Here is a 21,384-nt window from a genome sequence, read left to right on the forward strand (position 1 = left end):
AGGCGGCCGGGGCCGGTCGGCTGGGGAGCCGGCGGCCTGAACGAGTGGGAGAGACCCTGTGATCATCCTGAGTGGCGTCCTAGTGGTCGTGGCGATCGCCCTGCTGGTGGCGGGGATCGTCGCGGGCAACGGAGACAGCGCACAGGTGTTCGGGCTCGACGCGCTCGTGGTGATCTACATATCGATCGCCGTGAGCATCGTGTCCGCGCTGTGCCTGACCATCGGGGTGTTCCTGCGGCGCAAGGAGCTCTTCGGGACGGGCGCGGTCACGCAGCCCTCCCGCAAGGCGCGCAAGGCCGACAAGCCCAAGCGGGCCAAGGGCGGGAAGGCCGTGCCTCCCGCCGGGCCGCCCGCCGCGGCGGCGAACGCGCGGGGCGTCCCCGACGCCAGGGGCCCGGCGGCCGACGCGGACGACGCGGTGGAGGTCCCCGCCCCGCCGGCCGACGTCCCCGACGACGCGCTGGTGTTCGTCGTGCGCGGGCGCAAGCGCTACCACCTCGACACCTGCCGCCAGCTCGCCGGACGCGAGACCGAGGAGCTCACCTACGCCGAGGCCAAGGAGGAGGGGTTCAGCCCCTGTACCGCCTGCCTGCCCGACACCGCATTGGCGGCGCGCGCCGCGGCGTCGGCACCCGCGTCCCCGGACGCGAGCAGGGCGGCGGGGGACGGGACCCCTTCTCCGAAGCCCGGCACGGCACGCTCCGACAGCGGCCTCGTGGGCCTGGCGAAGAAGCCGCCCGCCCCGCCCTCCCCTCCCGCTCCGCATGCCGCGCCGACCGCGTTCGACACGACGGCCGAGATCCCGCGCGCGGAGCCGGAGCCCCCGCGCGCTCCGGTGAACCCGACCCTGACCGACCTGCCGGTCGCGAGCCTGGCCCCCGTCGAGGAGGCTCCGAGGCCCGCCGAGCGGCCCGAGCCCGCCGCGCCCGAGCCGGAGGACGACTCCGCCGCGGAAGCGCCCGCCGAGGCCGAACCGGCGCCGCTGGACGAGCCCGCCGCCGAGACCTCCGCGCCCGCCGAGACGGCGCCCGAGACGGCCGCCGAAGCGCCGTCCGAGCCCGCCGCCCCGCAGCCGCGCGACTCCGGCGACGCGGACGTCCCGCACGAGGACGCCGACCCCGCCCCGGCCGAGTCCGAGGGCGACGACCTTCAGGTCCGCATCCTGAGCGGCACCAAGCGCTACCACCGCACCGACTGCGCCCTCATCGAGGACATCGGCGACGAGGCCGACGACCTGGAGTCGCTGTCCCGCGCGGAGGCCAAGTCCCGCGGCTGCACCCCCTGCCTGGTCTGCCAACCCGACCGCGAACGCGCCCGCGACTGACCCGGCCGTGTTTGCCCAGGGGGGCGACCCCCTGGAACCCCCGTTGCTCGCGAGGGGCCGTTTCCCGTTCCGCGTTCGCGGCCCGGGAAACGGCCCCTCGCTCGGCGGGTCGGGCGACCTCCGGCCTTGGCGGCCTACGGTCACCCGCCCCGTGGCCCCGGCTTAGGTTCCTGCGGGTGGCGGCTTGGGTTCCTGCGGGTGGCCCCTCGCTCGTGACGGGGGTTCCAGGGGGGCGCTCCCCTGGGCAAACCACCTCAGCCCCTGCGCTCGCGGCGTAGTTCGCGTAGGCGGTCTCGACGCTCGTCGCGGCGCTCGCGGGTGTCGTCGCGTAGTTCGCGTCGGCGTTCGCGTATTTCCTGGTGGTGTTCGCGGTGTAGTTGGTGGATCTCGCGGTGGCGGTCGCGGCGGTGCTTCTTGTCGTCGATCGCGCGGCGGGTGACGCTGACGCCGCCGAACAGGACCGTCCCGGTCACGCGGATGACGGGGGCGTCCGGGTCGGTGGTGTCGTCCTCCGGGAGGTCGTTGCCGCCGAAGATCGCCGTGTTGGATCCGACGACGCGGACGCCGGGCGGCACCACCAGGTTGACGCCGCCGAACACGCAGGTGATGTTGACGGTCACCTCGTGCCGGCTGAGGACGGCCTGCCGGAAGTCGAGGTCGGCGCCGCCGAACACGCACGAGATGTTGGTGGTGGGCTCGACTAGCCAGCGGCCCTTGCGCTCGACCCCGCTGAAGATCGCCACGAGGTTGGGCGACTGCGGCGCGGGCGGCGCGAGGGTCTCCTCCTCCTTGCGCAGGTCCACGCGGGGACGCGCCTCGTGCTCCGGCGGAAGGTCGCTGAGGACGGGTTCCAGTTCGGCGTACGTCTTCGCGTTGTAGACCGCGTCGATGCGCTCGGCGTGCTCCTCGGGGGTGATGCGTCCCTCGGCGAGGGCTTCGCGCAGGCGGTCGGCGACCCGGTCCCGGTCGGCGTCCGACGCGCGCATGCCGGCGGCCGCCGGCCGCGCGGGGACTCCGGACTCGGAAGGCTGCTCGGGAAGGTTCACCCCTCAATGATGGCAAACGCGATGTGTCGCGACAATCTCCCCCGCCGAACCGGTCGCGCGGACCGGCGACGGCGGGGGAGGCGCGGCGTGGCGTCAGGCCTTCCTGAGGTAGTAGGTGAGGCCCAGTTCCTCGTCGCGGTTGGCGGTGAGGCCGTCCGGGCGCCCCTCGGTGACCCCGGCGGCGAGCACCTCGGCGGCGAGTTCGCCGCCGTGGGCGCGCAGCGCCTCGGCGAGGTCGGTGCCGGTGGCCTCCCACCACAGCTCGATGCGGTCGGTGACGTCCAGCCCGGCGGACTTGCGGCCGTCCTGGACGAGCCGCACCGCCTCCCGCACCAGCCCGGCCCGGCGCAGCTCCGGCGTGACGGTGAGGTCGAGCGCGACGGTCTCGCCCGCGGCGCTCTCCACCGCCCAGCCGCTGCGCGGCCGCTCGGTGACGATCACGTCGTCCGCGGACAGGGCGACCGCGCCGACGCCGTCGGCCTCGACCTCGGCCGCGACCGCGCGGATCGCCCGCACGAGCTCCGCCGGGTCGGCCGCGGAGATCGCCTTGGCGACCTTCGGGGTGTCCTTGGCGTAGCGCTTGCCGAGCTCCCGGAAGTTGGGCTTGACCTCGTACTCGACCAGGTCGCCGCCGATCGAGGACAGCTCCTCGAACCCGAGGACGTTCAGCTCCTCGGAGATCTGCGCGCGCAGCTGCTCGGGCAGCGCGGGCCAGCCGGCGGCGCCGACGAGGGCGCGGCCGAGGGGCTGGCGCGTCCGGACGCCGCTCGCGGCGCGGGCGGAGCGGCCGAGCTCGACCAGCCGCCGGACGAGCGCCATCTGCGCCGTCAGCGCGTCGTCGAGGAGGCTCTCGTCCACGGCCGGCCAGTCGGTCAGGTGCACCGACTCGGGGGCGTCCTCGGGACGGATGACGTCCCACACGTGGTCGGTGACGAACGGCACGATCGGCGCCATCAGCCGGGTCAGCGTCTCCAGGCACGTGTAGAGGGTCGCGAAGGCGGACGCGCCGTCCGGGCTCTCCGGCCCCTCCCAGAACCGCCGCCGCGACCGCCGCACGTACCAGTTGGACAGGTCGTCGACGAACTGGCTGAGGAACCGCCCGGCGCGGGCCGTGTCGAAGGTCTCCAGCGCGGCGTCGACCTCCCGGACGGTCCGGTGCAGCTCGGCGAGGGCCCACCGGTCGAGCAGCGGCCGGTCGGCGGGGGCGGGCGCCTCGGCGAGCCGGTCCGGCGTCCACGCGCGGCCCTGCGCCTCCGCCGCGTTGGCGTAGAGGACGAAGAACGACGCGGTGTGCCAGTAGGTGAGGAGCACCTTCCGGACGATCTCCTCCAGCGCGTTGTGCCCGACCCGGCGGGACGCCCAGGGCAGCCCGTTCGCGGCCATGAACCAGCGCACCGCGTCGGCGCCGTGCTCGTCCATCAGCGGGATGGGCCGCAGGACGTTCCCGAGGTGCTTGCTCATCTTGCGGCCGTCCTCGGCGAGGATCAGCCCGAGGCAGACGACGTTCTCGTAGGACGACCGGTCGAACACGAGCGTCCCGACCGCCATCAGGGAGTAGAACCAGCCGCGCGTCTGGTCCTGGGCCTCGCAGATGTACTGGGCGGGGTAGGAGTCTTCGAACATCTCGTTGTTGCGGTGGGGGGCGCCCCACTGCGCGAACGGCATCGACCCGGAGTCGTACCAGGCGTCGATGACGTCGGGCACGCGCCGCGCCTCGGCACCGCACTGAGGGCAGGGGAACGCGACGTCGTCCACGTAGGGGCGGTGGGGGTCGAGCGAGGACATGTCGCTCCCCGCCAGTTCCCCAAGCTCTTTCAGGGACCCGACGCAGGTGACGTGTTCCTCGTCCTCACCGCAGACCCAGAGGGGGAGGGGCGTGCCCCAGTAGCGGCTCCGGGACAGCGACCAGTCGACGTTGTTGCGCAGCCACTCCCCGTACCGGCCGTGCTTTACCGTCTCCGGAAACCAGTTCGTCTTCTCGTTCTCCTCCAGCAGCCGCTCTTTGATCTGCGTGGTGCGGATGTACCAGGCGGGGAGCGCGTAGTAGAGCAGCGGGGTGTGGCACCGCCAGCAGTGCGGGTAGGCATGCTCGAAGTGCCCGCCGCGGAACAGCAGCCCGCGCGCGCGCAGGTCGTCGGTGAGGGGCTCGTCGGCGTCCTTGAAGAACTTGTTCCCGACCAGGGGGACCTCTCGCAGGAAGCGTCCGTCCGGGCCGATCGGGTTGACGATGGGCATGCCGTAGTTCTTGCAGACGGTCATGTCGTCCGCGCCGAACGCCGGCGCCTGGTGGACGAGGCCCGTCCCGTCTTCCACGGTGACGTAGTCGCCGAGGACGACGTAGTGCGCGTCCGGGATGTCGACCAGGTCGAAGGGACGCTGGTAGGTCGTCCGCTCAAGCTCGGCGCCCTGGTAGGAGGCGAGGCGTTCGGCGTCCTCGCCGAGCACCTGCTCCAGGAGGGGTTCGGCGACGACGAGCACCTCGTCCGACCCCTTCGGACGGGCGGCCACATACGTCACGTCGGGGTGGACGGCCACCGCGGTGTTGGAGACCAGCGTCCATGGCGTCGTCGTCCAGATGAGCAGTGCCGCGCCCAGCTCGGCCAGCGGGCCGGACGTCACGGGCATGCGCACGTACACCGACGGGCTGGTGACGTCCTCGTACCCGCCCGGCTGGCCCAGTTCGTGGTCGGACAGGCCCGTTCCGCAGCGCGGGCAGTAGGGGGTGATGCGGAAGTCGCGGAACAGCAGGCCCTTGTCGAACACCTGCTTCAGAGACCACCACACCGCCTCGACGTAGTCGGAGTCCATCGTCCGGTACGCCTGGTCGGTGTTGACCCAGTAGCCCATGCGCTCGGTCATTTCCTCGAACGCGTCCACGTGGCGCAGGACGGATTCACGGCAGCGGGCGTTGAACTCCGCTACGCCGTACTCCTCGATGTCCTTCTTGCCGGTGAGCCCGAGCTCCTTCTCCACGGCGACCTCGACGGGCAGGCCGTGGCAGTCCCAGCCCCCCTTGCGCGGGACGTGGAACCCCTTCATCGTCTTGAAGCGCGGGAAGACGTCCTTGAACACGCGGGCCTCGACGTGGTGGACGCCCGGCATGCCGTTCGCGGTCGGCGGCCCCTCGTAGAACACCCACCGGGGGCCGGACGCGGTGCGCTCCAGCGACCGCTCGAAGATCTTGCTGTCCTGCCAGCGGCGCAGCATGTCCCGCTCCAGGGCGGGCAGATCGACCTGCGCGGGCAGGGGCCGAAAGGCTCGGCTCACGATGGCGGACCTCCGGATCGACGCGAACACGTTGACCGGAGGGACGAGGCGCGTGCCCGGATCCGTCCGGGCGCCCCGCGGTACCACCCTCCTTGGCCGCCCGCACGGCACGGCCCGCTTCGTTCCAGTCCCGACTGCCGGTTCTACTGCGCCCGCGGCGGGGCGGTTCCTCCGGCGGCTCCGGGGTGATCAGGCCGCCGGGCTCGCCCCCGGGCTCGCACCGTCCCCGGGTCGCTCATGGCTGCTGTGCGGCGGCAGGTGTCCCCATCACGGCCTGCCGATACGACTGCTCGTCCAGACTCTAACGCACGCGGGACGCGCTCTCTTCCCGATTTCTCCCCGGCCGAGGGCCGGGGCGGGCCCGGTGCCGTTCCTTTGCGATCTCCTGCGACGGCGCTGGGTTTCCAGGCGATCGGCGACCGGGCATAAGCGGTCGGTAACGCGGCCCAGGTCGTTTGCCGCGTCCGAGGAAGGGGACCTATGCTGCCCGCACTGCCCGTCGAGGCGACCAGCGCGAGGGAGGCCGACATGGCCGGCGCGAGGAGGGGCGCACAGCCCGCCGAGAAGGCACCAGCCGGGACCGCCCGGGGGACGCGGCCACAGGCGGCCAAGCCGCCCGCCGCGAAGGGACCGGCCGCGAAGGGACCGGCCACGAGAGCCCGCAAGCCGGGCGCGAAGCGCGCCCCGGCCAAGCCCGGCCCGCCCGCGGAGCCCGTGGACGAGGGAAACACGGTGAAGCCGGACGCCGAGCCGCGCGCCAAGGCGGCCGAACTTCCGGTCCGCGAGGGCGAGCATCAGTGGACGTCCGCCGAGCTGGCCGAGGTCCGGAGTGCGCTGCGCGAGCAGATCGAGGGCCTGCGCGCCGAGATCGCCGCGTCCGCGAACCAGATCGCCGAGGGCGACACGAGCGACGGCGCCGGCGACGACCAGGCCGACGCGGGCGCCAAGACCTACGAGCGCGAGCATGAGCTGGCACTGTCATACAATTCCCAGGACCTGCTCGCCCAGATCGAGCGGGCCGTCCAGCGGATGGACGCCGGCACGTACGGAACCTGCGAGTCCTGCGCCAAGCCGATCGGCAAGGCGCGCCTCCAGGTCTTCCCGCGTGCGACCCTGTGTGTGACATGCAAACAACGCGAGGAACGCCGCTGAGCGACTCAACGAACCCAGAGGGCGGGGCCGAGGAATCCACGGGATCTCCTCGGCCGCGCCGCGTCGGCGTGCTGGTCGCCGTGGCCCTGGCCGCGCTCGCCGCCGACATCGCGTCCAAGACGATCGTGGTGGCGACGCTGCAGAACGAGGAGCCGGTCCGGCTGCTCGGCGGGCTGCTCACGCTCCGCGAGACCCGCAACAGCGGCGCCGCGTTCTCGATCGGCACCGGCTACACGATCGTCTTCACCCTGATCGCGTTCGGCGTGGTCGTGGCGATCCTGCGGACCGCGCGGAACCTGCGCAGCCTGCCCTGGGCGGTCTGCCTCGGCCTGCTGCTCGGCGGCGCGATCGGCAACCTGATCGACCGGCTGCTGCGCGCCCCGGCGCCGCTGAAGGGGCACGTCGTCGACTGGATCCAGGTCCCGGACTTCCCGGTGTTCAACCTGGCCGACTCGGCGATCGTCTGCGGCGGCGCGCTCGCCGTCCTGCTGGCGGCCCGCGGCCTCCAGGTCGACGGGACGCGCGTCACCGGCGGCGACGACCCCCCGGAGCACGACTCACCGGAGCACGGCCCCTCGAAGCACGACCCCCCGAAGCCCGACTCCGAGCGGCGTGACGAGGGCGAGCCCGAGCGCGGCGGCGCGCCGGCGTCGGAGGAGAAGTCCTGATGGGCGACGTGCGCGGCCTCCCCGTCCCGGACGGCCTGGAGGGCGAGCGGATCGACGCCGCCCTCGCGCGGTTGTTCGGCCTGTCGCGCGGCGGCGCCGCCGACATCATCGCGGCGGGCGACGTCCTGCTGGACGGCGCCGCCGTGATCACGAAGTCCGAGCGGCTGCACGCGGGCGCCTGGCTCGAGGTGACGCTGCCGCCGCCGCCCGCGCCCCCCGCGCCGGTCGCCGAGCCCGTCCCCGGCATGGGCATCCTCTACGAGGACGACGACATCGTCGTCGTGAACAAGCCGATCGGCGTCGCGGCCCACCCCACCACCGGCTGGACGGGCCCGACCGTCCTCGGCGGGCTGCTCGGCGCCGGGCACACGATCGCGACGAGCGGGGCGTCCGAGCGGCAGGGCATCGTGCACCGGCTGGACGCCAACACCACGGGCGCGATGGTCGTCGCCAAGAGCGAGGTCGCCTACTCGCGGTTGAAGCGCGCGTTCAAGGAGCGGCGCATCGACAAGCGCTACCAGGCGCTCGTCCAGGGGCATCCCGACCCGTTCCGCGGGACGGTCGACGCCCCCATCGACCGGCACCCGTCCGGTGACGGGCGGTTCGCGGTCGTGGCGGGCGGCAAGCCGTCCGTCACGCACTACGACACGGTCGAGGCGTTCCGCGCGGCCACCCTGCTCGACATCGACCTGGAGACGGGGCGCACGCACCAGATCCGGGTGCACATGTCCGCGATCCGGCATCCGTGCGTGGGCGACCTGGCGTACGGGGCCGATCCGACGCTGGCGGCGCGTCTCGGGCTGCGGCGGCAGTGGCTGCACGCCGTCCGGCTGGGGTTCGAGCACCCGTCCACGGGCGAGTGGGTGGAGTTCCAGAGCCCGTACCCGGACGACCTGGCCCGCGCGCTGGAGATCGTCCAGGACGAGTCCTGAGCGTCAGAGGCCGAGCAGGCGCAGCCCCGCCGCGACCCCGGCGGCGATGACCAGGACGAGCAGGAACGGCGCCCGCAGCAGGAGCGCGACCACGGCCGCGCCGAGGCCCGCCATGCGCGCCCCGTCGAACTCCAGCGTCCGGCCGTCCGCGAGCGCCTGGACGGCGATCAGCGCGGTCAGCAGCGCCACCGGGACCAGCTCGGTGAACCGGCGCATCCTCGCGTCGTCCAGGACGCGCTGCGGCGTGACGAGCCCGGCCAGCTTCAACGCGTAGCACCCGAGCCCGGTGGCGACGACGGCGATCCAAACGCTCATCATTTCTCCGTCCCACGAAGTAGGGCGGGGAGCGCGGCGAACGCGGCGAGCATGACGGGGACGCCGGGCGGCAGCAGCGGTGTCGCGGCGATCGCGATGACCGCGGCGGCGGCCGCGACCCGTACCTCGGTGCGCCCGGCCGTGAGCCGGGGCCACAGCAGGGCGAGGAACACGGCGGGGCCGAGGACGTCCAGGCCGATCGCGTCGGGGTCGCCGAGCCGGGCGGCGCCCGCCGCGCCCGCCAGCGTCGTCACGTTCCAGGTCAGGTACAGGCTGATCGCGGTGGTGTAGAAGCCCGCGCGGGCGGCGGCCCGGCCGCGCTGCGCGGTCGCGACGGCGGTGGTCTCGTCGATCACGACCTGCGCGGTCAGCAGCCGCCGCCAGCCGCGCACGTCGAGCATCCGCGCGAGCCGCAGCCCGTACAGCGCGTTGCGCCCGCCGAGCAGCATCGCGCCGAGCGACCCGGCGACCAGCCCGCCGCCCCCGCCGATCACCCCGGCCAGCGCGAACTGCGACGCCCCGGTGAACGCGAGCAGGCTCAGCACGCACGCCTGCGCGACGCCGAGCCCGGCCGTGACCGCCGCCGCGCCGAACGCCACGCCGGACACGCCCACGGCGAGGCCCACGCCCAGCCCGTCCCGGACGGCGGCGGACCGCGTGCTCTCCGCGGGCGCCGCCGCCTTCTCGGCTTCGGTGACCTCCATGCCCGCGACGCTAGCCGGACGGCCGCCGGGCGTTCTTGAACGTTCTTGCGCGGGACGGCGTCCCGCGCCCGTCACGGGGACTCGGCCGCGTCCAGCCCGGCCTCGATCACCGCCGTCATGATCCGGGCGAGCCGCTCCGGGCCGAGGGACGGGGCGTGCTCCGCCATCGCCGCGACGATCTCCCGCTCCCGGTTCGGGTCGCGCCCCGCGAACCCGCCGACCGGCTTCAGCCGCTGGACGACCGCCGCGACGGCGGCCCGGCGCTCCAGCAGGACGGCGAGCGCCGCGTCCAGCCCGTCGATCGCGGCGCGGGCCTCGCCGAGCGTCGTGATCCGCGCGGCCGCCGGCAGCGGGACGCGCAGCTCGTCCGCCCGCCCGCAGGCGGGGCAGGGCGCGCCGGGCCCGGCGGGGTCGATGACCTGGTCGTGCATGTCTGGTCCCCTCTCGTGCTGCGGCCGCGCGCGCAAGGGGTCCGTGCCGGGGCCGCTCCGATCAACAGGAAAGGCAGAGCCCGTGGGGGACTCTGCCTTGTGGCCGGCTCCGGGGTCGTCGCTCAGGTCGCGGTGCGGACCGGCTCGCCCGGAGCCGGCCGCGTAAACCTGAAGTAGCGGCGTTCCATGCTCCGATCGTATGCCGGGACGCAGGGCGCCCGTCAAACCCCGGACGGCGCCGTCTCGCCCACCGAGACGTCCCGGCTAGCATGACCGGTATGGGCGCGGTGTCCGGCGCGGGGGAGGCCGCGCACTTCTTCCGGCATCCGGCGATCCCGGACGTCGACCTGCTGCGGGCCCGCTACGTCACGCACCGGTTCGCCCGGCACACCCACGACGGCTACGTGTTCGGCGTGATCGACGCGGGCGTGGAGGAGTTCGAGCACCCGGGCGGGGTCGTGCGGGCCGGGCCCGGCTCGGTCGTCGTCGTGAACCCCGGCGTCATCCACGACGGGCGCGCGGGCGCGCCGGAGGGCTGGGCGTACCGGGTGATCTACCCGCCGGTGGACGTCGTCGCCGCGGTGGCCGCCGAGCTCGGCGCGCGGCCGGGCACGCCCGCGTTCCCCGACGCCGTCCTGGACGACCCGACCGCCGCCGCCCTGCTGCGCGCCGTGCACCGGGCGGGCGAGAAGGGCGACGCGCTCGCCGCGTCCACCTTCCTGCGGACGACCCTGGCGCGGCTGCTGACCGGGCACTCCCGCGACGTCCGCCGCGACGACCCGCGACGTCCGCCGAGCATGCCGCGCGCCGTCCGGGAGGCCCGCGAGATCCTGCACGCCAACCTGGTCGGCCCGCCGTCGCTGGACGAGTTGGCCGAGGCGGTCGGCGCCCGCCCGTTCCCGCTGCTGAGGGCGTTCCGCGAGACGGTGGGGCTGCCGCCGCACGCCTACCTGAACCAGGTGCGCGTCCGGGCGGCGCGCGACCTGCTGGACGAGGGCCTGCGCCCCGCCGAGGTCGCGTCCCGCACCGGTTTCGCCGACCAGGCGCACCTGTCTCGGCACTTCAAGCGCACGCTCGGTGTCCCGCCGGGGGCCTACCGTAGTGCCCGCCGGAATGGGCGCGTCGTGGCACGTGGGGCGGAAGAAGAGAGTTAGGCTCTCAGCACCGCGTCAGTCCGGCCGGCCGCCGGGTTGACGATCTTCCCCCGGTCCGATACGCGACACGTGCCGCGAGGTACGTGCGCGGTCGCATGCGACGAGCAGCAGGAGGCGCAGCAGGCATGGCCGACTCTTTCGTTCATCTGCACGTTCATACGGAGTACTCCATGCTCGACGGAGCCGCCCGGCTGAAGCAGATGTTCGAGGAGGTCGGGCGGCAGGAGATGCCGGCGATCGCCATGACCGACCACGGCAACATGCACGGCGCCTACGACTTCCACAGGCAGGCGACGGCGGCCGGGGTGACCCCGATCATCGGGATCGAGGCGTACATGGCGCCCGAGTCCCGGTACCACAAGAAGAAGGTCCAGTGGGGCGAGCCGAGCCAGAAGCGCGACGACGTCTCCGGCGGCGGCCTGATCAACCACATGACGCTGTGGGCGCGCAACGCCAAGGGGCTGCACAACCTGTTCAAGCTGTCCAGCCGCGGCTACACCGAGGGCTTCGTCTTCAAGTACGCGCGCATGGACGAGGAGCTCCTCGCCGAGCACGCCGACGGGATCATGGGGACGACCGGGTGCCCGTCCGGGAAGGTGCAGACGCGGCTGCGGCTCGGCCAGTTCGACGAGGCGCTCAAGGCGGCCGCGAACTTCCAGGACATCCTCGGCAAGGACAACTACTTCCTTGAGCTGATGGACCACGGCCTCGACATCGAGCGCCGGGTCCGCGACGGCCTGATCGAGATCAGCAAGCGGCTGAACATCCCGCCGGTCGTCACGAACGACTCGCACTACACGCACGAGTCGGAGGCGACCGCGCACGACGCGCTCCTGTGCGTCCAGGTCGGCAAGCAGCTCGCGGACCCCGACCGGTTCAGGTTCGACGGGTCCGGCTACTACCTGAAGACGGCCGACGAGATGCGCGGCATCGACTCGTCCGACATCTGGGCCGAGGGCTGCCGGAACACGCTGCTGGTCGCGGACCGCGTCGAGCCCCAGGGCATGTTCGAGTACCAGGACCTCAGCCCCCGCTTCCCCGTCCCCGAGGGCGAGACGGAGGAGACCTGGTTCCGCAAGGAGGTCTGGAACGGCCTGGGGCGCCGCTTCCCGGACGGCCTGCCCGAGGGCTACAAGGAGCAGGCCGAGTACGAGATGGGCGTCATCCTCGGCAAGGGGTACCCGTCGTACTTCCTCGTCGTCGCCGACTTCATCATGTGGGCCAAGGAGAACGGCATCCTCGTCGGCCCCGGCCGAGGCAGCGCCGCCGGGTCGCTGGTCGCGTACGCGATGGGCATCACCGACCTCGACCCCATCCCGCACGGGCTGATCTTCGAGCGGTTCCTGAACCCCGAGCGCGCGTCCATGCCCGACATCGACATCGACTTCCCTGAAGACCGGCGGGCCGAGGTCATCCGGTACACGACGGAGAAGTGGGGCGCCGACAAGGTCTCGTTCATCGCCACGTTCGGCACCATCAAGGCGAAGGCCGCCATCAAGGACGCGGGCCGCGTCCTCGGCTTCCCCTACGCGCTCGGCGACCGGATCTCCAAGGCGTTCCCGCCCGCCGTCATGGGCAAGGACATCCCGCTCTCCGGCATCTTCGACGACAAGCACCCGCGCCACGGCGAGGCGGGCGAGCTGCGCAAGCTGTACGAGGAAGAGCCCGACGTCAAGCAGATCATGGATCTGGCGCAGGGCCTGGAGGGGCTGATCCGGCAGACCGGCGTGCACGCCGCCGGGGTGATCATGTCCGGGGAGACGATCACCGACCACGTCCCGATCATGCGCCGGGACGCCGACGGCGCGATCATCACGCAGTTCGACTACCCGACCTGCGAGACGCTCGGCCTGCTCAAGATGGACTTCCTCGGGCTGCGCAACCTGACGATCATCGACGACGCGCTCACCGGCATCAAGAAGAACAAGGGCGTGGACGTCGACCTGCTCGCCCTCCCGCTGACCGACCAGCCGACGTACGAGCTCCTCGCCCGCGGCGACACCCTCGGCGTGTTCCAGTTCGACGGCGGCCCGATGCGCTCGCTGCTCCGGCTGATGAAGCCCGACAACTTCGAGGACATCTCCGCCGTCGGCGCCCTGTACCGGCCGGGCCCGATGGGCGCGAACTCCCACACCAACTACGCGCTCCGCAAGAACGGCCAGCAGGAGATCACCCCGATCCACAAGGAGCTGGAGGAGCCGCTCAGGGAGATCCTCGACACCACCTACGGCCTGATCGTCTATCAGGAGCAGGTGATGGCGATCGCGCAGAAGGTGGCGGGCTACACGCTCGGCAAAGCAGACCTTCTGCGCCGCGTCATGGGCAAGAAGAAGAAGGCGGAGCTGGACGCCCAGTTCGTCGGCTTCGAGCAGGGGATGATCGACAACGGCTTCTCCAAGGAGGCCGTCAAGACGCTGTGGGACATCCTCGTCCCGTTCTCCGACTACGCGTTCAACAAGGCCCACTCCGCCGCGTACGGCCTGGTCTCCTACTGGACGGCCTACCTCAAGGCGAACTTCCCGGCCGAGTACATGGCGGGGCTGCTGACGTCCGTCGGCGACGACAAGGACAAGAGCGCCCTCTACCTGTCCGAATGCCGCCGGATGGGGCTGAAGGTGCTGCCGCCGGACGTCAACACGTCCGAGGCCGACTTCACCCCGCTGGGCGACACCGAGATCCGGTTCGGGCTGTCGGCCGTCCGCAACGTCGGCACCAACGTCGTGGACGGCATCGTCGCCGCCCGCACGGAGAAGGGCGCCTACACCGACTTCAACGACTTCCTGAACAAGGTCCCGCCGATCGTCTGCAACAAGCGGGTCGTGGAGTCGCTGATCAAGGCGGGCGCGTTCGACGAGCTCGGCCACCAGCGCAAGGCCCTGCTGATGGTGCACGAGCAGGCGATCGACTCGGTCATCGACATCAAGCGCAAGGAGGCCGTCGGCCAGGACTCCCTCTTCGGCGCCCTGGAGGACGAGAGCGGCGAGGACGCGTTCGCCGTCGCGATCCCCGAGGGCGAGGAGTGGGACAAGACCACCCTCCTCGCGTTCGAGCGGGAGATGCTCGGCCTGTACGTGTCCGACCACCCGCTGCTCGGCGTCGAGCACATCCTGGAGCGCGAGGCCGACTGCACGATCGCCGTCCTGAACGGGGGCGAGCGGCCGGACGGGCAGATCGTCATCGTCGCGGGCCTGCTGTCCGGGCTGCAGCGCAAGGTCACCAAGCAGGGCAACTCGTGGGCGATGTTCCAGCTCGAGGACCTCGGCGGGTCCATCGAGGTGCTGTGCTTCCCGTCCGCCTACCAGCTCTGCTCGACGCTGCTCGCCGAGGACGCGATCCTCGTCGTCAAGGGCAGGCTCGACCGCCGCGAGGACGTCGCCAAGATCATCGCGATGGAGGTCGTCCAGCCCGACCTGACGATCACCGACGCGACCGGCCCGCTGTCGGTCACGATGCCGCTCGGCCGCTGCACACCGCCGACGGTGTCGCGGCTGAAGGAGGTCCTGGTCACCCACCCGGGCTCGGCGGAGGTGCACCTGCACGTCCAGAACGGCCCCCGCACCACGGTCATCCGCCTGGACGACCGCCTCCGCGTAGCCCCGTCCCCCGCCCTGATGGGCGACCTGAAGCAACTTCTCGGCCCATCCTGCCTTGGTTAGCCCAGGGGGGCGACCCCCTGGAACCCCCGTTGCTCGCGAGGGGCCGTTTCCCGAACGCGTTCGCTCTCGGGAAACGGCCCCTCGCTCGGCGGGTCGGGCGGCCTCCGGCCTTGGCGGCCTCCGGCCGCCCGACCCGTAGCCCCGGCTGAGGCCGTCGTTCAGGGTGACGGAGCGGGGACCGTTTGGAGTTCGAGTTCCGATGTCCAGTCGACGAAGCGGCCGAGGCCGTCGAAGCGGGCGCGGGCGGTGCCGCCGCCGGGGAGATGGGCCTCGGTGAGCAGGTCGGTCTGGCGGTAGGGGACGCGGTGCCGGGACAGCAGCCCGGCGAGCGTCAGCCGCGGCTCGTGCGGGAACAGGCTGGCGGCGTTGGCGAGGAGCCGGGGGAGGGGGACCGGGTCCCACTGGGCGGGCGGGGCCTGCGGGTCGTCGACGTGCAGGTAGGCGGAGCCGCCGTCGTAGCCGGCGCCGATGTAGCCGGCGCCGCCGAGGACGCCGCCCGCGGCCATCGCGATCAGCTCGCCGCCGTGCCCGGCGGGACCCTCGTACCAGGACAGGTCGACCTCGGGCGTGGTGAACTCGGCGACGCCGAGGCGCTCGCCGATCGTCCGGATGACGAGGGTCGGCGCGACCGCGGGATGGGCGTCGCCGAACTGGGGGTTGGCCCAGCCCCACAGCCAGGTGCGCTCGCGGGCGGCGTAGCTGCCGAGCAGGGACACGCGGACGGTGACGCCGCCGCTGGAGTAGGTGCGCGCGGTGAGGTCGGCGCTCCAGTCCTCGCGCGGCAGGAACTCGGCGAGCGTCTCCTGCTGCTGCAGGACGACGGCCGCCAGCGCGGCGCCGAGGCGTTCGAACGCGGGACTGAATCCGGACATGTCGGGCACACATTATCCCAGTGGTCGGGGCCATCGTGGGCGGTAATCGGACAGGCTAGGCTTTCGCTGTCAGAGGACCTTCATCGAGGAGCGTACGAGGTGCGGGGACCCGCCGGGCGGCTCTTGACGTCGAGGATCCTTCGGACGTGGGCGGTCACCGCCGCCATCGTCACGCTGCTCGGTCCGCCGCTGGGGCTGCTGTGGGCGAAGACCGTCCCCAAGGTGACATACGTAATAGTTCAAGGTGAGCCATTGCTGGCCGATCCGGAAGGTCAGGGTCCGATCGGGATCGACGCCCGGTTCGCGCTGATCGCCATGATCGCCGGGCTGGTCTGCGGCTGCGCCGCCTACCTGGCGGGCGGCCGCGGCAACGACCTCGCGCTGCTGCTCGGGCTGGCCGTCGGCGGCGTCGCCGCGGCCGTCCTCGTCTGGCGGACCGGCCACCTCATCGGGCTGGACGGCTTCCACGCCGCGGTCCGCCGCGCCCACGACGGCGACACCGTGACGGGCGTCGCCGACCTGCGCGCCAAGGGCGTCCTCGTGTTCTGGGCGGTGGTCGCGGTCGCCGCGTACGGGCTGCTCGAACTTCTCGTCCGGCGGCTACCCGCGGGCGATGGCCGCGACGGCGGCGCCGGTGAGCCGGACGAGGTCGGCGGGGACGAGCTCGATCTGCAGTCCGCGGCGCCCGGCCGAGACGTAGACGGTCGCGAGCCCTGACGCCGACTCGTCCACCACGGTCGGCAGCCGCCTGCGCTGGCCGAGCGGGCTGATCCCGCCGACGACGTAGCCGGTGGCGCGCTCGGCGTCCTTCGGGTCCGCCATCCGCGCCTTCTTGCCCCCCGCGGCGGCGGCGAGCGCCTTCAGGTCGAGGGTGGCCGACACCGGGACGACGCCGACCGTGAGCCGCCCGTCCACCTCGGCGAGCAGCGTCTTGAAGATCCGGTCGGGGGAGATCCCGAGGGCCTCGGCGGCGGCCGCCCCGTACGACTCGGCGTCCGGGTCCGCCTCGTAGGGGTGCAGGGTGAACTCGATCTTCGCCTTGGCTGCCGCGACGGTCGCCGGGGTGCCCATGCCGCCCTTGGCCTTCGGGGTGCTCATGGCGCAAGTCTGCCGTGGCCCGCCGGGGCCGGTCAGTTCGGGTGGAACGAACCGTCCAGGAACTGGCCGGCGGGGAGCATCGGCAGCACGTCCAGGATGCGGTTCTCCCTGGCCAGCAGGTCGCGTTCGGCCTCAAGGCGGAGCGCGGCGTCCTCGCACTCCAGCAGCCGCTGCTTCTCGTGGCCGTCCAGGACGAGCGCCGCCGCGATCGCGTACGACAGGGCCACCGGGTCGCTCGGGGGGTCGCCGTCCTCGAACGGGCCGGCCCCCGCCGCGCGCAGCCGGTGCCGGTACAGCCGGTACAGCCGCCGGACGCGCACCGCCGCGGGCTCCGGGTCGGTCCCCGCGTCCTCGGGCAGGAGCTCGACCTCGCCCTGCAGGTAGGGGCGGGACCGGTCGAGCTCCTTCAGCCGGAACCGGCGGGCGCCGACGGTGACGACGTCGTACCGGCCGTCCGGGTGGCGGCGGGCGTCGCGCAGCTCGGCGACGCAGCCGACCTCCGCGAGCCGGTGCGCGGCGGACTCGCCGACCTCGTGGCCGAGCTCGATGCCGACGACGCCGAAACCGCGCGGCTCGGGCCGGTCGAGCAGGTCGGCGACCAGCTTGAGGTAGCGGTCCTCGAACAGATGCAGGGGGAGCACCAGCCCTGGGAACAGCACGGTGCCCAGCGGGAACAGGGGGAGCCGCTCGGTCACACTCTCTCTCCACGTTCCGGGGGCGCCACCGGGGGAACGCCGTTCGGCGCCAGCCTACGTCGAAGGCGATGATCTTGGTAAGAGAGAGATTTTCAGATTGTGAAGCGAAAGTCATCGCTCCGCCGGGTGCCGGGCCGCTCGCCCCCGATCGGCCGTGCCGCCCGCGCGGGGCGGAGGGTACCGTCGCCGCCATGAGGATGCTCGTCGTGGACGCCTTCGCCGACCGTCCGTTCAGCGGGAACCCGGCGGGGGTGTGCCTTCTCCGGGACGCCGCCGAGCCCGCATGGATGCAGCGTGTCGCGGCCGAGATGCGGCATTCGGAGACCGCGTTCGCGCGTCCGCTCCCGGACGACCCCGAGGCCGACTACGAGCTGCGCTGGTTCACCCCGCTCGTGGAGGTCGCGCTGTGCGGGCACGCCACGATGGGCGCCGCCCACGCGCTGTACGAGACGGGGACGGCCGAGCCCGGACGCCCGGTCCGGTTCCGGACGCTCAAGAGCGGCGTCCTCACCGTCGAGCGGGACGCGGACGGCGCGCTGTCGATGGACTTCCCGTCCTGCCCGGCCGAACCGGTCGACGTCCCGGACGGGCTCGCCGAGGCGCTCGGCGTCCCGGTGGCCGCGGCGGGCCGGAACGTCCAGAACGACGTGCTCGCCGAGGTCGCGGACGAGACCGCCGTCCGCGAGCTGGCGCCCGACGTCGCGGCGCTCACCCGCGTCGACGCCCGGGGCGTGATCGTCACCGCGGCGGCGGACGCCGGGCGCGGGTACGACTTCGTGTCCCGGTTCTTCGCCCCGCGCGTCCTGCCGGAGGGCGGGGAGGACCCGGTGACCGGCTCCGCGCACTGCGCGCTCGCCCCGCACTGGGCGGCGCGCCTCGGCCGCGGCGCGCTGACAGGGTACCAGGCGTCGGCGCGCGGCGGCAGGGTCGGCGTGGCGCTGCGCGGTGACCGCGTCGTCCTGTCCGGGACGGCCGCGACCGTCCTCGACGGGGAGCTGAAAGCCTGATCGACCCGTGCGTCTCGGCACGTGAGACGGTGCGCGAGGGACGGAGGGCACTCCGTAGACTGGACGGGTGATTTCCCGAATCGACCTGCGCGGCTCGCTGCCCGGCGACCTGCGCTCCGTGCTGCCCCGCGCCGAGCTCGACGTCGAGGCCGCCCTGGAGAAGGTGCGGCCCATCTGCGACGACGTGCGCCATCGCGGGTCGGCGGCGGTCCGGGAGCACACGGAGGCGTTCGACGGGGTGGCGCTGGAGCGCACCCGCGTCCCGGCGGCGGAGATCGAGCGGGCGCTCGCCGAGCTCGACCCGGCCGTCCGCGACGCGCTGGAGGAGAGCGTCCGCCGGGCGCGCGTCGTGCACCGGGCGCAGCGCCGCGGCGACGTCGCCACGCAGGTCGTGCCGGGCGGCACCGTCACCGAGCGCTGGATCCCGGTCGAGCGGGTCGGGCTGTACGTGCCGGGCGGGCAGGCCGTGTACCCGTCCAGCGTGGTCATGAACGTCGTCCCCGCGCAGGAGGCGGGCGTCGCCTCGCTCGCCGTCACCTCGCCCGCGCAGAAGGAGTTCGGCGGCCTGCCGCACCCGTCGATCCTGGCGGCGTGCGCGCTGCTCGGCGTCGACGAGGTCCACGCGGCGGGCGGCGCGCAGGCGATCGCGATGTTCGCCTACGGCACCGAGGAGTGCCGCCGCGCCGACCTCGTCACCGGGCCCGGCAACGTGTACGTCGCCGCCGCGAAGCGGCTGCTCAAGGGCGTGATCGGCATCGACGCCGAGGCGGGCCCGACGGAGATCGCGATCCTCGCCGACGCGACCGCGAACCCGGTCGACGTCGCCGCCGACCTGATCAGCCAGGCCGAGCACGACGTGCTCGCCGCCGCCGTCCTCGTGACCGACTCGGTCCGGCTCGCGGACGAGGTCGAGGCCGAGCTGGCGGCCCAGGTCGCCCGGACGAAGCACGGCGGGCGGATCACCGAGGCGCTGGCCGGGCGGCAGTCCGGCATCGTCCTCGTCGACTCGGTCGACGACGGCCTGCGCGTCGTGGACGCCTACGCCGCCGAGCACCTGGAGATCCACACCGCGGACGCCGCGGCCGTGGCCGCCCGCGTCCGCAGCGCCGGGGCGATCTTCGTCGGACGGCACGCGCCGGTCTCGCTCGGCGACTACCTCGCCGGGTCCAACCACGTCCTGCCGACCGGCGGGTGCGCCTGCCACTCGTCCGGGCTGTCGGTGCAGTCGTTCCTGCGCGGCGTGCACGTCGTGGAGTACGACCGCGACGCGCTCGCCGACGCGACCGCCCGGGTCGTCGCCCTCGCCGAGGCCGAGGACCTGCCCGCCCACGGCGCGGCGCTGAAGGCCCGCTTCGACTGGGAGGTGCCGTCGTGACCTCGCTCGGCGACCTCCCGCTGCGCGACGACCTGCGCGGCCGGGAGCCCTACGGCGCGCCGCAGCTCGACGTCCCGTACGCGCTGAACACCAACGAGAACCCGTACCCGCCGTCCGACCGGCTGGTGAAGGCGCTCGGCGAGGCCGTCATGGACGTCGCCGGAACCCTGAACCGCTACCCGGACCGCGACGCCGTCGCCCTTCGCGCCGACCTCGCCGCGTTCCTGAACGCCGACACGCCGGGCGTGGGGCTCGACGGCCGCCGGGTGTGGGCGGCGAACGGCTCCAACGAGATCATCCAGCAGATCCTCCAGGCGTTCGGCGGGACGGGCCGCACCGCGCTCGGCTTCGAGCCGTCCTACTCCATGCACCCGATCATCACCGGGGTGTCCGGGACCCGCTGGGTGAACGCCGTCCGCGACGACGACTTCGGCATCGACCCGGCCCGCGCGGTCGCGGCGATCGAGGAGCACCGTCCCGACATCGTGTTCCTGACCTCGCCGAACAACCCGACCGGCACCGCGCTGCCGCTGGCGGCGATCGAGGCCGTCCTCGACGCGGCGCCCGGCATGGTCGTCGTCGACGAGGCGTACGCCGAGTTCCGGCGGGAGGGCACGCCGTCCGCGCTGACGCTGCTCGACGGCCGTCCCCGGCTGATCGTCACCCGGACGATGTCCAAGGCGTTCGCGATGGCCGGGACGCGGCTCGGCTACCTCGCCGCCGACCCCGCCGTGGTCGACGCGCTGCTGCTCGTCCGGCTGCCGTACCACCTGTCGGCGGTCACGCAGGCGGTGGCGCGCACGGCGCTCGCGCACGGCGCGGAGCTGCTCGGCGGCGTCGAGGCGCTGCGCCGCGACCGCGACGCGATCGTCGCGTGGCTGCGCGCCGAGGGGTTCCGGGTGGCCGACTCCGACGCCAACTTCGTCCTGTTCGGGACGTTCCCCGACCGCCGCGCCGTGTGGGAGGCGCTGCTGGCGCGCGGCGTCCTGATCCGGGAGGTGGGGCCGCCCGAGTGGCTGCGGGTCAGCGTCGGCACCCCCGGCGAGATGGCCGCCTTCCGCACCGCACTGACACAAGCACTGAAGGAGGGTCTGTGACGCGCAAGGGCAGAGTCGAGCGCGGGACCAAGGAGACCACGGTCCTCGTCGAGATCGACCTGGACGGCACCGGGCAGGTCGACGTCGCGACCGGCGTGGGGTTCTTCGACCACATGCTGGCCCAGCTCGGCAAGCACGGGTCGTTCGACCTGACCGTCAAGACCACGGGCGACCTGCACATCGACAGCCACCACACCATCGAGGACACCGCGATCGCGCTCGGCCAGGCGTTCCGCGAGGCGCTCGGCGACAAGTCCGGCATCCGGCGGTTCGCCGACGCGTCGATCCCGCTGGACGAGGCGCTCGCCCAGGTCACCGTCGACGTGTCCGGCCGCCCGTACCTGGTGCACGTCGAGCCGGACGGCATGGCCCCCATGATCGGCCCCGAGTACGACACCACGATGACCCGGCACGTGTTCGAGTCGTTCGTGTCGAACGCGCGGGTCGCGCTGCACGTCCACGTCCCGTACGGGCGGAACGCGCACCACATCGTGGAGGCGCAGTTCAAGGCGCTCGCGCGGGCGCTGCGCGACGCGGTGGCGTTCGACCCGAAGGTGCACGGCGTGCCGTCCACGAAGGGGGCGCTGTAGC

19 protein-coding genes are annotated in these 21,384 nt (G+C 73.1%); 11 read left to right on the forward strand and 8 right to left on the reverse strand.

All coding sequences use genetic code 11. The features are described 5' to 3' along the window. The first annotated feature begins 58 nt into the window (after positions 1-58). Positions 59-1,324, forward strand: coding sequence for a hypothetical protein (locus tag FXF65_RS28950; protein WP_148353211.1), 1,266 nt, complete (start codon positions 59-61; stop codon positions 1,322-1,324). Positions 1,325-1,578: 254 nt separating this feature from the next. Here the strand turns inward: FXF65_RS28950 and FXF65_RS28955 are convergent, their stop codons facing one another. Together FXF65_RS28955 and ileS are read right to left on the reverse strand one after the other, a co-directional pair. Next, complete coding sequence (locus FXF65_RS28955; protein WP_342787593.1) at positions 1,579-2,370, reverse strand: DUF1707 SHOCT-like domain-containing protein; 792 nt, start codon at positions 2,368-2,370, stop codon at positions 1,579-1,581. 93 nt (positions 2,371-2,463) lie between these two features. After that, positions 2,464-5,637 (reverse strand): isoleucine--tRNA ligase, encoded by a 3,174-nt coding sequence (gene ileS, locus FXF65_RS28960; protein ID WP_148353212.1) that lies wholly within the window; start codon positions 5,635-5,637, stop codon positions 2,464-2,466. A 732-nt stretch (positions 5,638-6,369) separates the two neighbouring features. Here ileS and FXF65_RS45490 point away from each other — a divergent pair. From FXF65_RS45490 to FXF65_RS28975, 3 genes are all read left to right on the forward strand, one after another. Beyond that, positions 6,370-6,789 (forward strand): TraR/DksA family transcriptional regulator, encoded by a 420-nt coding sequence (locus FXF65_RS45490; protein ID WP_246199214.1) that lies wholly within the window; start codon positions 6,370-6,372, stop codon positions 6,787-6,789. Positions 6,790-6,857: 68 nt separating this feature from the next. After that, positions 6,858-7,457: a signal peptidase II gene (lspA, locus tag FXF65_RS28970; RefSeq protein ID WP_246199183.1), complete on the forward strand. Its 600-nt coding sequence runs from the start codon at positions 6,858-6,860 to the stop codon at positions 7,455-7,457. Continuing rightward, positions 7,457-8,389, forward strand: a complete 933-nt coding sequence (locus FXF65_RS28975; protein ID WP_148353215.1) for an RluA family pseudouridine synthase — start codon at positions 7,457-7,459, stop codon at positions 8,387-8,389. The genes lspA and FXF65_RS28975 overlap by 1 nt, the downstream gene beginning before the upstream one ends. 3 nt (positions 8,390-8,392) lie before the next feature. On the opposite strand, the gene FXF65_RS28980 is transcribed toward FXF65_RS28975, so the two are convergent. The 3 genes from FXF65_RS28980 to FXF65_RS28990 form a co-directional block, all read right to left on the reverse strand. After that, positions 8,393-8,704 carry an AzlD domain-containing protein gene (locus FXF65_RS28980; RefSeq protein ID WP_148353216.1) on the reverse strand — a complete coding sequence of 104 codons (312 nt, stop codon included), beginning with the start codon at positions 8,702-8,704 and terminating at the stop codon, positions 8,393-8,395. Beyond that, a complete protein-coding gene (locus FXF65_RS28985) occupies positions 8,704-9,408 on the reverse strand; it encodes an AzlC family ABC transporter permease (protein ID WP_148353217.1) in 705 nt (234 codons plus the stop codon). Before FXF65_RS28985 ends, FXF65_RS28980 begins: the two co-directional genes overlap by 1 nt. Before the next feature lie 71 nt (positions 9,409-9,479). Then, positions 9,480-9,839 (reverse strand): chorismate mutase, encoded by a 360-nt coding sequence (locus tag FXF65_RS28990; protein ID WP_148353218.1) that lies wholly within the window; start codon positions 9,837-9,839, stop codon positions 9,480-9,482. 278 nt (positions 9,840-10,117) lie between these two features. Here FXF65_RS28990 and FXF65_RS28995 point away from each other — a divergent pair, with 278 nt between their 5' ends. Together FXF65_RS28995 and dnaE are read left to right on the forward strand one after the other, a co-directional pair. Beyond that, positions 10,118-10,993: an AraC family transcriptional regulator gene (locus FXF65_RS28995; protein ID WP_148353219.1), complete on the forward strand. Its 876-nt coding sequence runs from the start codon at positions 10,118-10,120 to the stop codon at positions 10,991-10,993. A gap of 125 nt (positions 10,994-11,118) precedes the next feature. After that, positions 11,119-14,649 carry a DNA polymerase III subunit alpha gene (gene dnaE / locus FXF65_RS29000; RefSeq protein WP_148353220.1) on the forward strand — a complete coding sequence of 1,177 codons (3,531 nt, stop codon included), beginning with the start codon at positions 11,119-11,121 and terminating at the stop codon, positions 14,647-14,649. Positions 14,650-14,807: 158 nt separating this feature from the next. Here dnaE and FXF65_RS29005 read toward each other — a convergent pair whose 3' ends face one another. Continuing rightward, a complete protein-coding gene (locus FXF65_RS29005; protein WP_148353221.1) occupies positions 14,808-15,521 on the reverse strand; it encodes a DUF6882 domain-containing protein in 714 nt (237 codons plus the stop codon). Between the two features lie 99 nt (positions 15,522-15,620). On the opposite strand from FXF65_RS29005, the gene FXF65_RS29010 reads away from it, so the two are divergent. After that, entirely contained in the window at positions 15,621-16,238 is a 618-nt protein-coding gene (locus tag FXF65_RS29010) for a hypothetical protein (RefSeq protein ID WP_148353222.1), read from the forward strand. Here FXF65_RS29010 and ybaK read toward each other — a convergent pair. After that, complete coding sequence (ybaK, locus tag FXF65_RS29015; protein ID WP_148353223.1) at positions 16,122-16,619, reverse strand: Cys-tRNA(Pro) deacylase; 498 nt, start codon at positions 16,617-16,619, stop codon at positions 16,122-16,124. The two genes, FXF65_RS29010 and ybaK, sit on opposite strands and share 117 nt — an antisense overlap. A gap of 32 nt (positions 16,620-16,651) precedes the next feature. After that, positions 16,652-17,314 (reverse strand): LON peptidase substrate-binding domain-containing protein, encoded by a 663-nt coding sequence (locus FXF65_RS29020; protein WP_148353224.1) that lies wholly within the window; start codon positions 17,312-17,314, stop codon positions 16,652-16,654. Between the two features lie 191 nt (positions 17,315-17,505). Between FXF65_RS29020 and FXF65_RS29025 the strand changes: the two genes are divergently transcribed. The 4 genes from FXF65_RS29025 (at position 17,506) to hisB (ending at position 21,383) form a co-directional block, all read left to right on the forward strand. After that, entirely contained in the window at positions 17,506-18,321 is an 816-nt protein-coding gene (locus tag FXF65_RS29025; protein WP_148353225.1) for a PhzF family phenazine biosynthesis protein, read from the forward strand. A gap of 67 nt (positions 18,322-18,388) precedes the next feature. Beyond that, positions 18,389-19,696 carry a histidinol dehydrogenase gene (gene hisD, locus FXF65_RS29030; protein WP_148353226.1) on the forward strand — a complete coding sequence of 436 codons (1,308 nt, stop codon included), beginning with the start codon at positions 18,389-18,391 and terminating at the stop codon, positions 19,694-19,696. Next, complete coding sequence (locus FXF65_RS29035; protein WP_148353227.1) at positions 19,693-20,793, forward strand: histidinol-phosphate transaminase; 1,101 nt, start codon at positions 19,693-19,695, stop codon at positions 20,791-20,793. Before hisD ends, FXF65_RS29035 begins: the two co-directional genes overlap by 4 nt. After that, positions 20,790-21,383: an imidazoleglycerol-phosphate dehydratase HisB gene (gene hisB / locus FXF65_RS29040; RefSeq protein ID WP_148353228.1), complete on the forward strand. Its 594-nt coding sequence runs from the start codon at positions 20,790-20,792 to the stop codon at positions 21,381-21,383. The genes FXF65_RS29035 and hisB overlap by 4 nt, the downstream gene beginning before the upstream one ends. Position 21,384 lies beyond the last annotated feature (1 nt).

The organism is Actinomadura syzygii, from assembly GCF_008085905.1.
GTDB lineage: Bacteria > Actinomycetota > Actinomycetes > Streptosporangiales > Streptosporangiaceae > Spirillospora > Spirillospora syzygii.

Excerpts from the sequence above, each read along its gene's own strand:
- FXF65_RS28975 (WP_148353215.1), top strand. The coding sequence starts at position 7,457 with ATGGGCGACGTGCGCGGCCTCCCCGTCCCGGACGGCCTGGAGGGCGAG.
- FXF65_RS28980 (WP_148353216.1), bottom strand. The coding sequence starts at position 8,704 with ATGAGCGTTTGGATCGCCGTCGTCGCCACCGGGCTCGGGTGCTACGCG.
- FXF65_RS28985 (WP_148353217.1), bottom strand. The coding sequence starts at position 9,408 with ATGGAGGTCACCGAAGCCGAGAAGGCGGCGGCGCCCGCGGAGAGCACG.
- FXF65_RS28990 (WP_148353218.1), bottom strand. The coding sequence starts at position 9,839 with ATGCACGACCAGGTCATCGACCCCGCCGGGCCCGGCGCGCCCTGCCCC.
- FXF65_RS28995 (WP_148353219.1), top strand. The coding sequence starts at position 10,118 with ATGGGCGCGGTGTCCGGCGCGGGGGAGGCCGCGCACTTCTTCCGGCAT.
- dnaE (WP_148353220.1), top strand. The coding sequence starts at position 11,119 with ATGGCCGACTCTTTCGTTCATCTGCACGTTCATACGGAGTACTCCATG.
- FXF65_RS29005 (WP_148353221.1), bottom strand. The coding sequence starts at position 15,521 with ATGTCCGGATTCAGTCCCGCGTTCGAACGCCTCGGCGCCGCGCTGGCG.
- ybaK (WP_148353223.1), bottom strand. The coding sequence starts at position 16,619 with ATGAGCACCCCGAAGGCCAAGGGCGGCATGGGCACCCCGGCGACCGTC.
- FXF65_RS29025 (WP_148353225.1), top strand. The coding sequence starts at position 17,506 with ATGAGGATGCTCGTCGTGGACGCCTTCGCCGACCGTCCGTTCAGCGGG.